This window comes from Acetobacter fabarum (genome assembly GCF_011516925.1).
GTDB classification, from domain to species: domain Bacteria; phylum Pseudomonadota; class Alphaproteobacteria; order Acetobacterales; family Acetobacteraceae; genus Acetobacter; species Acetobacter fabarum.
The window spans coordinates 202,065-215,118 of record NZ_WOTG01000001.1 but is presented as its reverse complement, the minus strand read 5'-3'; the positions used below and the strand labels follow the sequence as shown (position 1 = coordinate 215,118).

At 60.2% G+C, this 13,054-nt stretch carries 15 protein-coding genes; 5 read left to right on the top strand and 10 right to left on the bottom strand.

Features of this window, described 5'->3' with window-relative positions:
- Positions 1–60: 60 nt before the first annotated feature.
- From GOB83_RS01060 to GOB83_RS01050, 3 genes are all read right to left on the bottom strand, one after another.
- Positions 61–1,842, bottom strand: a complete 1,782-nt coding sequence (locus GOB83_RS01060) for an aminopeptidase P family protein (protein ID WP_194301235.1) — start codon at positions 1,840–1,842, stop codon at positions 61–63.
- Between the two features lie 84 nt (positions 1,843–1,926).
- Entirely contained in the window at positions 1,927–2,841 is a 915-nt protein-coding gene (locus tag GOB83_RS01055) for a 50S ribosomal protein L11 methyltransferase (RefSeq protein WP_165924999.1), read from the bottom strand.
- Positions 2,841–5,066: an ATP-dependent helicase gene (locus GOB83_RS01050; protein WP_165924998.1), complete on the bottom strand. Its 2,226-nt coding sequence runs from the start codon at positions 5,064–5,066 to the stop codon at positions 2,841–2,843. The genes GOB83_RS01055 and GOB83_RS01050 overlap by 1 nt, the downstream gene beginning before the upstream one ends.
- Positions 5,067–5,111: 45 nt before the next feature.
- Between GOB83_RS01050 and GOB83_RS01045 the strand changes: the two genes are divergently transcribed.
- Positions 5,112–5,873, top strand: a complete 762-nt coding sequence (locus GOB83_RS01045; protein WP_165924997.1) for a JAB domain-containing protein — start codon at positions 5,112–5,114, stop codon at positions 5,871–5,873.
- The gene (locus GOB83_RS01040) at positions 5,870–6,583 is read left to right on the top strand and encodes a JAB domain-containing protein (RefSeq protein WP_165924996.1); all 714 of its coding nucleotides are present in this window, start codon (positions 5,870–5,872) and stop codon (positions 6,581–6,583) included. Before GOB83_RS01045 ends, GOB83_RS01040 begins: the two co-directional genes overlap by 4 nt.
- Positions 6,584–6,615: 32 nt before the next feature.
- Here the strand turns inward: GOB83_RS01040 and GOB83_RS01035 are convergent, their stop codons facing one another.
- From GOB83_RS01035 to GOB83_RS01025, 3 genes are read right to left on the bottom strand one after another with little or no spacing between them, the layout of a single operon-like run.
- On the bottom strand, positions 6,616–7,788 hold the full coding sequence (locus tag GOB83_RS01035) for a 5-(carboxyamino)imidazole ribonucleotide synthase (RefSeq protein ID WP_165924995.1): 1,173 nt from the start codon (positions 7,786–7,788) through the stop codon (positions 6,616–6,618).
- A complete protein-coding gene (purE, locus tag GOB83_RS01030; protein ID WP_255375210.1) occupies positions 7,785–8,336 on the bottom strand; it encodes a 5-(carboxyamino)imidazole ribonucleotide mutase in 552 nt (183 codons plus the stop codon). Before purE ends, GOB83_RS01035 begins: the two co-directional genes overlap by 4 nt.
- 45 nt (positions 8,337–8,381) lie before the next feature.
- Positions 8,382–8,588 (bottom strand): YdcH family protein, encoded by a 207-nt coding sequence (locus GOB83_RS01025; protein WP_025824960.1) that lies wholly within the window; start codon positions 8,586–8,588, stop codon positions 8,382–8,384.
- 230 nt (positions 8,589–8,818) lie between these two features.
- Here GOB83_RS01025 and GOB83_RS01020 point away from each other — a divergent pair, with 230 nt between their 5' ends.
- Positions 8,819–8,983: a YdcH family protein gene (locus GOB83_RS01020; RefSeq protein WP_086646044.1), complete on the top strand. Its 165-nt coding sequence runs from the start codon at positions 8,819–8,821 to the stop codon at positions 8,981–8,983.
- Positions 8,984–9,043: 60 nt separating this feature from the next.
- On the opposite strand, the gene GOB83_RS01015 is transcribed toward GOB83_RS01020, so the two are convergent.
- The 3 genes from GOB83_RS01015 to rpmE all read right to left on the bottom strand — a co-directional run bounded on the left by GOB83_RS01015 (position 9,044) and on the right by rpmE (position 10,792).
- The gene (locus GOB83_RS01015) at positions 9,044–9,634 is read right to left on the bottom strand and encodes a DUF1013 domain-containing protein (RefSeq protein WP_086645837.1); all 591 of its coding nucleotides are present in this window, start codon (positions 9,632–9,634) and stop codon (positions 9,044–9,046) included.
- A gap of 204 nt (positions 9,635–9,838) precedes the next feature.
- A complete protein-coding gene (locus tag GOB83_RS01010; protein ID WP_242005674.1) occupies positions 9,839–10,387 on the bottom strand; it encodes an Hsp20 family protein in 549 nt (182 codons plus the stop codon).
- 174 nt (positions 10,388–10,561) lie between these two features.
- On the bottom strand, positions 10,562–10,792 hold the full coding sequence (rpmE, locus tag GOB83_RS01005; RefSeq protein WP_086638545.1) for a 50S ribosomal protein L31: 231 nt from the start codon (positions 10,790–10,792) through the stop codon (positions 10,562–10,564).
- Between the two features lie 303 nt (positions 10,793–11,095).
- Between rpmE and mscL the strand changes: the two genes are divergently transcribed.
- The gene (gene mscL, locus GOB83_RS01000; protein ID WP_095348924.1) at positions 11,096–11,575 is read left to right on the top strand and encodes a large conductance mechanosensitive channel protein MscL; all 480 of its coding nucleotides are present in this window, start codon (positions 11,096–11,098) and stop codon (positions 11,573–11,575) included.
- A gap of 62 nt (positions 11,576–11,637) precedes the next feature.
- The gene (locus tag GOB83_RS00995) at positions 11,638–12,036 is read left to right on the top strand and encodes a hypothetical protein (protein WP_086645839.1); all 399 of its coding nucleotides are present in this window, start codon (positions 11,638–11,640) and stop codon (positions 12,034–12,036) included.
- A 66-nt stretch (positions 12,037–12,102) separates the two neighbouring features.
- Here the strand turns inward: GOB83_RS00995 and secF are convergent, their stop codons facing one another.
- Positions 12,103–13,050, bottom strand: a complete 948-nt coding sequence (gene secF, locus GOB83_RS00990; protein WP_165924994.1) for a protein translocase subunit SecF — start codon at positions 13,048–13,050, stop codon at positions 12,103–12,105.
- Positions 13,051–13,054: the final 4 nt, after the last annotated feature.

The window sequence follows — 13,054 nt, the reverse complement described above, 5'->3', positions numbered from 1 at the left end:
GCCTCTTTGGGCGCTCAGGCGATTCCCATTTACGTGACCATTGGTGGCTAGAGCCTGCTATCACGCCTTATTGAGAGGCGCACAGGCTGTTTGCAGCCAATTTTTTGCATCTGCGGGCAGGTGCGGGCCAATCTGGTGCAAGATTTCTGCATGGTAGCTATCCAGCAGGGCGGTATCTGCTTTCCCCATAAGGGAGAGGTCGATCAGTTTCCGGTCGAACGGGGCCAGGGTCAGGGTTTCAAACTCCAGAAAAGACCGCGTGGAGTCTGCAACTTCGGCCGGGCGGACCAGAACAAGGGTTTCCAGCCGGATACCGTAAGCACCGGGCAGGTAAAAACCCGGCTCGTTGGACAGGACCATGCCCGCCTGCAACGCAATGGCGGAAACGGCCTTGGAAATACGGGCAGGCCCTTCATGCACCGATAAAAAGCTGCCAACGCCATGGCCTGTCCCGTGGTCAAAATCCAGCCCGGCCTGCCACAGGTCGTACCGTGCCAGTGCATCCAGCGCGTGGCCTTTTGTGCCCGTGGGGAAGCGCGCATGGCCAAGGCGCAGGTTGCCCTTGAGTACGCGGGTAAACGCGGCTTTTAGCGCTGGCGGGGGTGTGTTGGGGCCACACCAGAGCGTGCGGGTGACATCGGTTGTGCCATCGGGGTACTGGCCACCGCTGTCGATCAGGTAAACGTCATTGGCGGCTATGGCGCGGTTGCTTTGCGGGGTTACGCTGTAATGGATAACGGCCCCGTTTGGCCCCGTGCCTGAAATGGCCGTAAACGAGTCCTCCACATAGTCTGCCGCAGCCCGCCGGAATGTGGCGAGCTGTTTGGCGGCATCCAGTTCGGTTGTGGTGGTGGCGTGGGTGTCCATCCAGTGCAAAAAGCGGCACAGGGCCACGCCATCGCGCAGGTGGGCTGCGCGCATGCCCTGCTGCTCAACCGGGTTTTTGCAGGCTTTGGGCAGCAGGCACGGGTCGGGTGTGGTGGCAACGGTTGCGTTATGGCGGCCCAGTGTTTGTGTAAACCACACGGCATTGCTTGCCGGGTCTACCCCCACGGTGCGCCCGGCCAATGAGGCCAGCACCTGCTCCAGCTCTGCGGGGGCATGGATACGCACCTCCGCCCCCAGCCATGCGCGCACGTCTGCGGGAATTTTGTCGGGCTGGATAATCAGGTCAACACTTGCATCGGCGTGGATAATGGTAAAAGCCAGCACAACGGGGGTGCAGGGAATATCCGCCCCACGGATATTGAGCAGCCAGGCAATGGAGGCTGAATCGCTCAGCACGGCGGCATCCTGCCCCAGATGGCGCAGGTCATGCGCAATGCGCTCGCGTTTGCTGGCCGAACTTTCACCCGCATAACGCAGGGGGTGTATAAACGCGGGGCCAGCTGGCAGGGCAGGGCGGTCCTGCCAGAGTGCATCCACCAGATTATGCGCGGTGGGGGTAAGGCAAAGCTGCTCATGTTGCAGGTAGGGGGCCAGTTCCGCGGCACTCATAATGCGTGGGTCGTAGCCAATGCTGGCATCGGGCCGGGCGTTGGCGGCCAGCCATGTGGCGGGGGGCACCTGCCCGCCATGCACACGCTCCCAGCACGTGCCATCCACCTGCTGGTCCATTTGTGTGATGTAGCGACCATCGGAAAAAACGGCGGCCTTGTCTGCCAGCACAATGGCTGTGCCTGCGCTGCCGGTAAAACCGCTTATCCATGCCAGCCGCTGTGCGCAGGCCGGGGTGTACTCCCCCAGGAACTCATCACCATGTGGAATAATCACGCCATCCAGCCCGTTCTGGCGCAATGCGGCACGTAGCGAGGTGAGTCTGCTCATGGATAAGGAAGCCAAGGTACTACTCCGCAGATTTGGGGCTAAGGTTTGGCGCAGGATAGCCCAGGCATAGGCTGCCCTGCGCAAAGGTGTGGCAAAAGATCAGGCGGGGCAAGAGCCGCCGGGGCGGCGCAGGATCAGGGTTGCCCAGTCCCCTTCGGTCAGGACCTGCTCAAGCACCAGCCCCTGCCTGCGGTGGGCCGCCAGCACCATGCGGATTTGCGTTTGCAGCAGGCCTGCCAGAATAACCGTGCCGCCGGGGGCCAGTGCCTGTGCCAGATCCTTGGCCATAAGGCACAGCGGGCGGGCCAGAATATTGGCAAAAACCAGATCATACGGTGCGTTCTTGCGGATGGCGGGCGTTTGCCAGCCATTGCCAAGGCGGCAGGTAAGGGCACGGTTCAGCCGGTTACGCCGCGCATTCTGGGCGGAAACACGGACCGACCACGGCTCAATATCCACCGCCAGCACCTTCTGGTGCAAAAGGGCTGCTGCGGCCATGGCCAGAATACCCGTGCCACAGCCAAGGTCCAGAATACGGCGGGGGTGGCGGTGGGCAATGCGTTCCAGTGCGCGCAGGCAGCCACGGGTGGAACCATGCTCGCCCGAGCCAAAAGCCACGCCTGCATCCAGCGTGAGCACAATGCGGGTTGCCTCGGGGGCATCGGGCAGATGGGTGCCGCGCACCACAAAGCGTTTGCCCACCTTCTGTTCGGGAAAAGCCTCATAAGTGCGGGCAAGCCAGCCTTCGGCTTCGGTTGCCGCGCGTTCCAGCGGGGCGGATACGCCACTGGTCAGTTCGGCCAGCATAAGGGCCAGTGTCAGTTCGTCCTCACGGTGGCCCGTGTCTTTTACGCCCTCAACCCGCCACTGAGTGCCTTCGGGGTTGGCCTCAAAAATACCAACCGTGGTGCAGACGCTGCCAATGGCGTTTTCGTAAGCTTCCACCGCAGCTTCGGGTACGGTGACAGAAATGGTTTCCAGGCTTGTAGCGTGGCGGCGGGGTGTGGGGGCCATTATAGTTTCTCGATAAAGGAGGAAAGAAGTCGTTTTGTGCTCGCGTCTTCAAACGCGATTTCCAGATGGTTGCGGTCAGCCGCAATAACGATGCCCACACCAAAACGGGGGTGGCGGACCTGCTGCCCCAGCTCAAAGGCTGGTTCCGCTTCGGGCGGGCGTTTGCGGCGGGCCACAACGGGGCCGCTGTCAAACAGGCTCTGTTCGGCAAACAGGCCGCGGCGGGCGGAGCCGCCTTCGTTTTTGCGGCTGATGTGCTCCTCTGGCAGTTCATCCAGAAAGCGGCTGGGCATGGAAGGCTGCCAGTTGGCGTAAATGCGCCGGCTCCCGGCATGGAAGATCATGGCCTGTTTGCGTGCACGGGTAATGCCCACATAGGCCAGACGCCGTTCCTCCTCCAGCCCTTTAAGCCCGCCTTCATCCAGCGTGCGCTGGGAGGGAAAAACCCCTTCCTCCCAACCGGGGAGGAACACCGTATCAAACTCCAGCCCTTTGGCTCCGTGGAGTGTCATGATCGAGAGTTTGGCATCCTGCGCTTTTTCGTCCGTCTCCATGACAAGGGAGACATGCTCCAAAAACTCGCCAAGCGTGCCAAAATCGGCCAGAGCGCGCACAAGTTCCTTCAGGTTTTCCAGCCGCCCGGGGGCTTCGGGCGAGCGGTCAAGGCGCCACATTTCAAGGTAGCCGCTCTCTTCCAGCAGGTGTTCAACGGCCAGCACGTGTCCTTCACGGCCCAGAATATCTCGCGTGGTGTTCAGGGCATTGGTGAGTGTGCGCAACTGGTCGGCCATTTTGCCCTTGAGCTGGCCGGTTTCGAGCATGGTCTGGGTTGCAACACTCACCGGAGTATTGGCAAAGCGGGCCGCCTCGCGCAGTTTTTGCAGGCTGGCCGGGCCAACGCCGCGCTTGGGCACGTTGATGATCCGCTCGAACGCCAGATCATCCGCCGGTTGGCTGACCACGCGCATATAGGCCAGTGCATCGCGGATTTCGGCTCGCTCGTAAAAGCGCACACCACCAACAATGCGGTAGGGCAGGCCGGTCTGTACAAGCCGCTCCTCAAATGCACGGGTCTGGAACCCGGCACGGACCAGAATGGCCATTTCCGCCAGAGACTGCCCCTTGTGGTGCAGGCGCTCGGCTATGTCGCACACGCTGCGGGCCTCGGCGTCTGAATCCCATACGCTGGTGACCAGCACTTTTTCCCCATCCGAGGGGTCATCCCGCCCCGAGCGCAGGGTTTTGCCCAGCCGTTCCCCGTTATGGGCGATCAGCCCCGCGGCGGCACCCAGAATGTGGCGGGTCGAGCGGTAGTTCCGTTCCAGCCGGACAATTTTTGCGCCGGGAAAATCTTTTTCAAACCGCAGAATGTTTTCCACTTCCGCACCACGCCAGGAGTAGATGGACTGGTCATCATCCCCCACGCAGCAGATATTGGCCGTGCCATCGGCCTGTTTGGCCAGCAGGCGCAGCCACAGATACTGCACGGTGTTGGTATCCTGATACTCATCGACCAGAATATAGCGGAACAACCGGTGGTACTGGGCCAGCACATCGGGGCGGGTCCGCAGGATTTCGGTCACGTGGAGCATCAGATCGCCAAAGTCGCAGGCGTTGAGCTGTATCAGGCGGGCCTGATAAGCCTCGTAAATGGCGCGGGCGTGATGATTGGCAAAGTCCGTATCTTCGGACGGGGTGACACGCGCAGGCGTTAACCCCCGGTCCTTCCAGCGCTGGATAACCCCAAGCAGGCCGGGGGCGGGCCAGCGTTTGGTGTCAATCTGCCAGGGTTCCATAACCTGCTTGAGCAGGCGGAGCTGGTCGTCCGTGTCCAGAATGGTAAAGCTCTGGGTCAGCCCCACATATTCCGCGTGGCGGCGCAGCATGCGTGCGCACAGGGCATGGAAGGTGCCAAGCCACAGCCCCTCTGCCGGTGCACCAAGGAGCAGGGCAACACGCTCGCGCATTTCCCGCGCAGCCTTGTTGGTAAAGGTTACCGCCAGTATCTGCCACGGCTTTGCGCGCTCGGTCAGCAGGACATGGGCAAAACGTGTGGTTAGCACACGGGTTTTGCCGGTTCCTGCACCAGCCAGAACCAGCAGCGGGCCATCTGTTGTCTCAATGGCCGCGCGTTGCTCCGGGTTCAGGCGCGCAAGGTAGGAGGAGCCGCTCTGCGGAGCAGCATCGGAGGTGGGGTGAGAAGGGGGCTCGAATGTCGTCACCATTCTCTTATATAGTGATGTCCGCCTCAGGCCAATCGGAGCAATAGGATGGCGAAAACAAAGATGCCACCGCCCCCGGCTTCTTCCGTTCAGGAAGGGGGGAGCGTGTTTGCATCAACCGGGCCTGTGGGGCATCGCAAACGTATGCGCCAGCGGGTGCTGGCCCACGGTGCGGGCGGGCTGGCTGATTACGAATTGCTGGAAATGCTGCTGTTTTACGGCGTCCCCCGGCGCGATACCAAACCCTTGGCCAAAAGCCTGATCAACCAGTTCGGGTCTTTTTCCGCTGTGCTCGATTCCGCGTCTGCGGTGTTGCAGGGGGCGGGGGCACCACGCGGTGCCGCAGCCTTGTGCGCACAGTTGCCGGATGTGGCAGCCTGTCTGGTGCGCGATGGCGGCAGTAACCGTGCCTATCTGGGCGATTGGGACAGTCTTTTGCTGTATTGCAACACGGTTTTGCGCACGGCGGAGCGGCCGCAGATGCGCATGCTGCTGCTGGATAGCCGCAATACCCTGCTGGCGGACGAGCAACTGGTATGGGCCATGCCAACCGCAAAAGTCGAAGCAGAGCGTGTGCAGCAGGCTGTGGCCCATGTTCTGCAACGCGCGCTGGAGGTGCAGGCCAGTGCGATTGTGAGCGTGTATCTGGCCGAACCGGGGCAGGACGTGCAAACCTTGCTCCAGAATTGCACGCCTTTTGTTGCGAGCCTGCGCAAAGCTGCGCCTTTGCTTGCGGTTAGCGTGCATGACCATATGGTGGTTGGGGCGAGTGCATGGGCAAGTGCACGCCAGATGGCAGCAGACTGGTGAGCCGCCCCCATACTCCACCGGGCATGGCCGATGGCATGGCTTTTTTAACAAGGCCGCCAGAAGGGCTGGTGCCGGGGCTGCCTCAGGCTAAAGCCGTAGGGCGGGATGACAGGCAATGCCTTGCCGCATTGCTTGGGGCGGCAGGTATGGCCCAAGCACAGGCCATTGAGCAGGCTGAAGCTTTGATGGGGGAATACGCAACCCTCTCTGCCGTGCTGGCGGCAGCGGCACAGCACGAGGGGAGTGTAAGCCTGCTCCCCGAAGCTGCGCGCGTGTTGTTAATTCTTGCGCGTGAGAGTGCGTTCCGCCTGCACCGTGCGCGTTTGCAGCAGGGGAGTGTACTGCTCGAACGCCCGGCCCTGAATGCGTATCTGTCTGCCCTTATGGCGCATGAAAAAACCGAGCAGATGCGCGTAGTGTTCCTTGATGCAGCCAATCGGCTTGTGGGGGAGGAGGTTATGGGGCGCGGTACGGTGGACCATGCTCCCGTTTACCCGCGTGAGATTGTCAGGCGCGCACTGGCTTTGCGGGCGGGTGGTTTTGTGCTGGTGCACAACCACCCAAGCGGCGATGTTATGCCCTCTGCCGAGGATATGAGCATGACTGCGCAGATCATTGCCGCCGCCCGCGTTGTAGGGCTGCACGTGGCGGACCACCTGATTGTAGGCCGGGAGCGGGTCCTGAGCATGAAGGAAGCAGGGCTGCTGTAGCCGCGCCTCTTCTGCTCAGGCCGTGGGGGTGTTCAGTCTTCGCCCGCAGGTGGGGGGGAGGCACACTTGGTTGCCAGCGGGCCAAGAGCTGCCTGTATGCCCCAGTCCCCGGGGAGTGCGCCGTAGGGGAACAGAATATTCACATGCCCCATCTTGCGCCCTTCACGGGCCTCTTTTTTGCCGTACAGATGCGGGATATGGCCCGGATTAGCCAAAATGGCGGGCCACAGGGCCATATCTTCGGGGCCTACAAGGTTTTTCATCACCGCATCCGAATGGCGGGTGGCGTGGGGCAGGGGCAGGCCCGCAACTGCGCGGATGTGCATGTCAAACTGGTCCTGCGCGCAGGCATCCATAGTCCAGTGGCCCGAATTATGGGGGCGAGGTGCGACCTCGTTCACCATGAGTGAGCCATCACGCACAAGGAACATCTCCACGCCCATAATGCCAACCAGATCAAACCGCTCGGCAATAAGGGCGGCCAGCCGGCCGGCTTCTGCCGCAACGCTTTCAGGCACGGGGGCCGGGGCGAGTGTCAGGTCCAGAATGCCGTGCCAGTGGTGGTTGAGAACCGTGTCAAAGCACCGGGTTGTGCCATCTGTGCCGCGGGCGACCATAACGCTCAGTTCGCAGGCAAAATCGACCATGCCTTCGGCCACCAGCGGGTGCGGCGCGAGTGCAGCAAAGGCTTCATCCAGTTCCGCAGCACTTTGCACACGGCGCTGGCCCTTGCCATCATACCCGTTGCGGGTGGTTTTGAGGATAAGTGGAAAGCCCAGCCGGTCTGCCGCTGCGTGCAGGGAGGCATGGTCCGTTACCGCATGCCACGGTGCCAGTGGTACCCCGGCTTCTGCCAGAAAGGTTTTTTCCGCCAGCCGGTCCTGGCTGATGCGCAGGATATTGCCCGACGGGCGCACAGGGCAGTGCCTGCTCAGCCGGTCCAGTGCATCGGCACTAATGTTTTCAAACTCGAAGGTGACCACATCAACCGCTTTGGCAAAAGCGTCCAGTGCTGCGGGGTCATCATACGCACCAAGGGTTATGGCGCTGCAAACCTGTGCGGCCGGGCCATGTGCGTCCTGAGCAAGAATATGCGTTTTATAGCCCAGCCGGGAGGCTGCAACAGCAGACATGCGGCCAAGCTGCCCCCCCCCCACAATGCCAATAACGGCATTGGGGGCCAGAGCTGCGTGTGTATGGGTCATTCGTTTTCTGTCACGGGTGTATCGGCAACCGATGCGGTCTGTACCGCGCGCCATGCTTCCAGCCGTGCGGCCAGTTCGGGGTTTTGCAGGGCCAGAATGGAGGCCGCCAGCAAGGCTGCGTTCTTGGCCCCGGCCGAGCCAATGGCCAGTGTGCCAACGGGTACGCCACCGGGCATCTGCACAATGGAGAGCAGGCTGTCCATGCCTTTGAGTGCGCGGGATTCCACAGGCACACCCAGCACGGGCAGGCGGGTCCATGCCGCGCACATGCCGGGCAGGTGGGCTGCGCCCCCAGCCCCGGCGATAATAACAGACAACCCCCGATCCGCCGCCGTACGGGCGTATTCCGCCAGCCGGTCCGGTGTACGGTGGGCAGAGACAATGCGGGTTTCGTGCGGGATTTCCAGCGTGTTCAGAATGGCATCGGCATGGCGCATGGTTTCCCAGTCTGACTGGCTGCCCATGATAATGCCAACCTTGGGGGGCGCGGCCGCTGCGCTGTTATCTGCTGCGTGGGAGGTGGTGGTCTGGGGGGCTGTTGTGTTCACAGGGGTAGGGTATCCGGTCTTGCTAATGCTGGTCCTGTTGCAAAGTCAGGCAATATTGTCGGGTATCAGCTGGCTTTCAACCCGTGTTATGCGGTCTTTGAGCAGTAATTTCCGTTTTTTCAGCCGCTGAAGGTACAACTGGTCGATAAAGGTTGTCTCATTGGTCATTCTGTTGATGACCGTATCCAGATCACGATGCTCGCTTCGCAGCTCAAGAAGCTGCCCCAGTAGTGACTCGCGGTCTTGCATCATGGCGCTGGTTCTCCCTGTGTGCATCTGACTCGTGCATTCAATCGGATTACTCCGTTGTTGCATTTATGGCGCTCTTTACCAACCATGCATTGCGCGACCAGCTTGCGCAAACGGGAAAAAGTTCCATGTGCACAGCGCATATCGGCATGCAGTGGAATATGAAATTAACATGAAATTTCTGGCCGTCTGTACGCTAGCGTAAAAGAGTCACTAACCGAATGGAGGCAGCCATGGCGCGCCTAGCAAGGATAGAGTCTCTCAAACACCGCCATTCCCATATTGACCAGAAGATTGCTTCCGAAGGGGGCAGGCCCAGACCGGATGAGCGCGTTCTGATGTGCCTGAAGCTGCAAAAGCTCAGGATCAAGGAAGAAATTGAACGGCTGGCGGGCTAAAAACGCAGTGCGGATTTATCTGCCGCACATGTAAAAGCGGCAGATAAATCCGGCAGGATTTTATTCAGCAGAAAAATCAAGATCACCTGCATCCAGTGCAGGTACGGGAATTTCCGCCCCTTCGCGCTCAAGCCGGGCATTGGCGTCGGCTACGGCTGCGTTCAGGTCTGTCTGGCTGCACAGGCCAACGGTCACCGGGTCACGCGGTTTGATGTTGGGTGTGTTCCAGTGTTGCTTGTCGCGCACCTTGGCAATGGTGTCCTTGGTGGTGCCAAGCAGTTTTACAATCTGCTGTTCGCTCAGCTGCGGGTAGTTGCGCAGCAGGAAGGCAATACCATCCGGACGGTCATGGCGCTTGGCAACCGGCGTGTAACGCGCACCCTTGGAGCGGCGGCGCACGGGGTTGTTGGTGGCCAGAATTTTAAGCCGCGCCGTAGGTGTTGCTTCGCAACGGCGGATTTCTTCAAGTGCAAGCTGGTGGTTGGCAACGGGGTCGTAGCCAACAATGCCCTGAGCGACTTCACCATCGGCAATGGCCTGCACTTCCAGCGGGTGCATCCCACAAAAAGCGGCAATCTGTTCAAAGCTGAGCGCGGTCTTTTCGATCAGCCACACAGCGGTTGCTTTTGGCATCAAGGGTAAGGTCGTCATTTGGCTTCTATCCTGTCGTCGGGCGGCGCTCACGCAGGCACCGGTAAATTGACGGCCTGGAACCTCTTCCGAAGCCTGCGTGCCTGCCGACGCGCATCTATGCCCCCGATATGGAGGGAGCAGCCCGTTCAGGTCAAGCTGCAAAAATACAACAAAAGGGAGCGGAACCGGAGTTCCACTCCCTTTTGGGGCTGCAAGGCGGGTTCAGGCCGCGTTTGGCACGCTCTGGTTTCGGGGGGAGGCAGGTGTTGCCAGCGTGGACGTGGACGCAAAGGGAGTATGGGCCTGTTGAGGTGGCGTGGGCGCCTTAGCCACGCCATGTGGCCCTTCCGTCTGGCCTGCATTAACAGGAATACGCCGTGGCTTGAGCGCTTCAGGCACAATCTGGCGTACACTGATGCGGAGCAGACCGTTATTCATATCCGCCCCTGTAACCTCAACATGGTCTGCCAGCGCAAAGCGGCGTTCAAAGGCGCGGCGGGCAATGCCGCGGTGCAGCACTTCGCCCTCGTCCTGTGGGGCGCTGACCCGGCCGGAGACAACAAGCGTGCTGTCCTGCACCAGCAGTTCAATATCATCCGGGGCAAAGCCTGCTACGGCCATGGTCAGGGCGTAACTGTCGCTCCCGGTCTTGGCAATGTCATAGGGGGGGTAGCTGGGGGTGCCCGTGCTGCGGGCTGCGGTGTCCATTACCTGTGCCAGCCGGTCAAAGCCGATGGCGGTACGGAATAGGGGTGCAAAATCGTAAGTCATGTGGAACCTCCTCGTTCAGCAAGGTTCTGCCGTGCAGCAGGCCCCATAAGGCGGCCTGTGTGGCAGGTCTTTCTGGCTAACCCCCGTGGGGCATCAGCCATGCTCCAAACGTGGAAAGCCCCGCCTCCTTTTTCAAGAGGGCGGGGCCAAAAGCACACGGTAAGGCTAGAAAAATCAGCCTTTGGAACGGGTGCCGATCCCAGCAAAGCGCTTGTTGAACTTGGCGACCTGGCCCCCGGTGTCCATGATGCGCTGCACGCCGGTCCACGCCGGATGGGACTTGGTGTCAATGTCCAGACGGATGGTGTCACCGGCTTTGCCGTAGCAGGAGCGGGTGGTGTATTCCGTGCCGTCGGTCATGATGACGGTGATTTCGTGGTATTCGGGGTGAATGCCGGACTTCATGGGACAGGTCTTTCTTTACAGCAGACGAAGGCCCGATACCGACCGGGCCGAATTGCCGTGCATATAACGGTATGCGGCAGCAGGATCAACCGTTGATTATGCACCTTTTGCCTGCAACTGGCGTTAAGGCCACAGCCCAATGCGGGGTAACGTCCTGAATAGTCTGTACCAATATACGGCGCGGCGGGGGCAGATATGGCAAAGATTTTTGGTTATTCCAATAATAACGCTTGAGAAATAGCCAGCCACACGGATACAGAACAGTATCTTTGCAGAAAACCTTTTAAACAGGACACCGAATTTATGGTTGATCTTAAAACTGATCTTAAGGCCCACGTGCGTACACCGGGCTGGGTGGGCGAGTTCCGCTCCTTCATCATGCGCGGCAATGTGGTTGATCTGGCTGTTGGTGTGGTCATTGGTGCGGCGTTTACAGGGATTGTGAACAGCCTGGTCAAGGATGTGTTCAACCCCGTTATTGGTCTGCTGGTCGGCGGGATTGATTTTTCCAACCTGTTTGTCACCCTTAAAGGCCCGCATGAAGCAACGCTGGACGCCGCGCAAAAAGCTGGCGCGGTTACGCTTAACCTCGGCCTGTTCGTGAACGCTGTTATCCAGTTCCTGATCGTGGCTATGGCCATTTTCTGGATGGTCAAAGCCCTGACCCGCCTGCATGTGCGTGAGGAAGCCAAGCCCGCAGCACCGCCCGCACCAACCCAGACGGAAATCCTGCTGACCCAGATCCGTGATGAACTTGCCGCGCGGAACACGCAGCAGGGCTAAAGGCTTGGCCGGGGGCAAGCGCTGTGTTTTCGACAGGCGGAATATGGAGTAGGCTCTCAACCATGAAGCCCTCTGTATTCCGCTTTTTTTATAAAGCGCCTCCGTTTGCCGCCCTGCTTGCCCTTGTTGGCGTGGCGGGGTGCCAGAGTGTGCCGTATCAGCTCAAGGTGGAGCAAACGCCCAGCACGTTGCTGTATAGTTACGCCATAGCCAATGGCATGGCGCGCGGGCAGTTGATGAGTGGCGGCCTGAGCCTGCCGCAGATTGTACAGATCGTTACAGCCGACCGGGAGGCGCTGGCCGCCATTCTGGTTTTTCGGGACCATCCGGGCAGCAATACGCTCAAGGTGGCAGGGCTTAAGGTGGAGGCCTTTCTGGCAACCATTGATGAACCTGCTCCATTAGGGAACAGCATGCTGGTGTTACCCAACGGTGTGCCCGTTCCACTCTCCCGCCATTAAGGCGTAAAAAAACGGAGCAGTCAGACTGCTCCGTTTTTTTGTGTCAGGCGTAATTGTCGTGGGGCTTCAGGCCGATGGGGCTGTAGCCTTGCCACTTTTGGCGCCGCGCTTGAGGCGACCTTCCCCCATGAACAGCAGCAGAGGTGCTGCGATAAAGATGGAGGAGGACGTGCCAACAACAATGCCAAACAGCATGGTCCACGCAAAACCGGACAACGTGGCGCCTCCCCACAGGGCCAGCGGCAGGGATGCCAGAAAGACCGTGGAGGACGTGCCCAGCGTGCGGTTGAGTGTTTCGTTGATCGAAAGGTTGATCAGGTCGATCAGCGGCATGGTGCGGTATTTGCGCAGGTTCTCACGCACACGGTCATAAACCACCACCTTGTCGTTGGTGGAGTAGCCCAGAATGGTCAGGATTGCGGCAACCATAACCAGATCGAACTCAAAGCCGGTCAGGACCAGAAAGCCCACGGTCTTGGTCAGGTCGAGTACGAGTGTAATGACCGCACTCAGGGCGAACTCCCACTCGAACCGGAACCAGATGTAACCCAGAATCATGGCAAGGCTGAGAGCCAGAGCCAGCATACCGTTGCGGAACAGCTCGGCCGAAACCGAAGCCCCGACCGCATCGGCCCGCAGGATGGTGGTGCCGGGCAGGGATTCGGCCACGGTGTGGCGCACCTTGTCCACAATGGTCTGCGTATCCTGCTCGGAGCCCGCATCCAGCCGGATCAGAACATCATTGGCAGCCCCGAAGGACTGGAAGGAGGCGTGCGATACCCCATGCTCGGCCAGAGCCGCGCGGATTTTGGCAAAATCAGCCGGGCCGGGGGTCTGGGCTTCCACCACAATCCCCCCCCGAAAATCCAGACCCAGCGTAAGGCCGGGATGGAAGAACAGAACAAGCGATGCGATCGAAAGCACGGCCGAGACAATCAGCCCCATGAAGCGGCCGCGCATGAAGTTGATGTGCGTATCCTTGCGGACAAAACGCAGGAGAGGACGTCCGAGCATAAGT